The sequence below is a fragment of the Frankia sp. AiPs1 genome (assembly GCF_023716945.1).
Classification (GTDB): domain Bacteria; phylum Actinomycetota; class Actinomycetes; order Frankiales; family Frankiaceae; genus Frankia.
In genome coordinates this window covers 1-1,725 of record NZ_JAMQQF010000868.1, presented here as the reverse complement: position 1 = coordinate 1,725, position 1,725 = coordinate 1, and the positions used below count along the sequence as shown (strand labels likewise).

The following is a 1,725-nucleotide window of genomic DNA, read 5'->3' as shown; positions in this document are numbered from 1 at the left end:
CACACACCACCGCCACCTCACCACCACCAGCAGCCACCACCCCATCCCACACACCCAACACCGACGAAAACGGAACCGGATCCGCGCCGACAGCCGCAGCGGAATCGGAGCCGGCGGGCAGCGCAACCGGATTCGGGGCGGAAACCCCGCTCCACTCGCCCAGCAGCAGCCCGCGTTCCTCGGCGGAAAGAACATCCACTCCGGACAGCAGAACGTCCGGGCTGCCCGCGAAGGCGGCGAGCACGCGACCGAGGCGCGCCAGAATTCGTTCGACGCTCACCCGGTCGAACAGGTCGGCGTCGTACTCGATGGAGGCGAGCAGGCCGCCACCACGAACATCCGAGGTGAAGGTGAACCCGAGGTCGAACTTCGCGGCCGCCGGTTCGGCCGATTCCAGCGGTGCCAGGTCAAGGCCGTCGAGCCCTGGGTTCCCGGCCGCGGGGTTCCAGTAGTCCACGAGGGTCTGGACGAGCGGGTGGCGGCCCGCGGCGCGCTCGGGGTTGACCCGTTCCACCACGCTGTCGAACGGGACGTCGGCGTGGGCGTAGGCGTCCAGCGAACTGCGCCGGACCCGGTGCAGCAGCTCGCGCAGGGTCGGGTCGCCGGAGAGGTCGAGTCGGACCACCACCGTGTTCACGAAGAAGCCCACCAGGGGCTCCAGGGCGGGATCGACCCGGCCGGCAACCAGTGCGCCCAGGGGAATGTCGGCGCCGGCGCCGAGCTTGTGCAGAGTGACCGCGACGGCCAGGTGCGCCAACGTGAGCTCGCTGGATCCGGTCTGGGTGAGCAACGGACGCAGCGCTGCCATGGTCGTCGCGGGGATCTCCCCCCGCACCCGCCCACCGCCCGCGACGGGGACCGCGGGCCTGGGCCGGTCGGTGGGCAGCTCCACCTGGGTGGGAAGCCCGGCCAGGGTCGTCGTCCAGTAGGCGAGCTGACGCTCGGCCAGCTCGGAGGGCGCGCCCGGCGCGCCGAGCAGCTCCTGGTGCCACCGGGTGTAGTCGCCGTACTGGATCGGAAGTGGCGACCAGGCCGGGGCACCGCCGCGCCGACGCGCCGCGTAGGCGGTCGCCAGGTCGCGCAGGAACGGCGTGGTCGAGCCCTCGTCGCCGGCGATGTGGTGCATGACCATGGCCAAGATGTGATCATCGGCGGCGATCCGCAACACCTGGACCAGGATCGGGATCTCGGTCTCGAGGTGGACCGGCGTCTCGTGCACGTCGCGGAGCGCGGCCGCGAGGCCGTCCTCGGTGACGTCGATGAGCGAGAACGGCACGGTGACGTCGTCGAGGATCTGCTGCACCGGCGTCCCGTCGACCTCCGGGAAGACGGTGCGCAGGGTCTCGTGACGGGCGACGACATCCTGGACGGCGGCTTGCAGGGCCGTGATGTCGAGCGGACCGGTCAGCCGCGTGGCAAACGGCAGGTTGTAGGTGCTCGACGGACCTTCGAGCCGGTGGAGGAACCACAGGCGTCGCTGGGCGGCCGACAGCGGCAGGGGATTCGGTCGGTCGGCCGCGGTGAGCGCGGGATAGCCGGGCTGCGCGTCGAGCGCGTCGAGGTGGGCGGCGAGGGTGGCGACCGTCGGCGCGTCGAACACCGAGCGGATCGAGACGGGCAGACTCGTCGCCGCGCGGACGCGGGCGATGAGGCGGGCGGCGAGCAGGGAGTGCCCGCCCAGGACGAAGAACGAGTCGTCCGGGCCGACCTCCGGCAGGCCGAGCA

General features: G+C 71.8%; 1 protein-coding gene. It reads right to left on the bottom strand.

Features of this window, described 5'->3' with window-relative positions:
• Positions 1-1,725, bottom strand: a 1,725-nt coding sequence (locus ND748_RS31420) for a condensation domain-containing protein (protein ID WP_251749924.1), incomplete at both ends; no start/stop codon positions are given.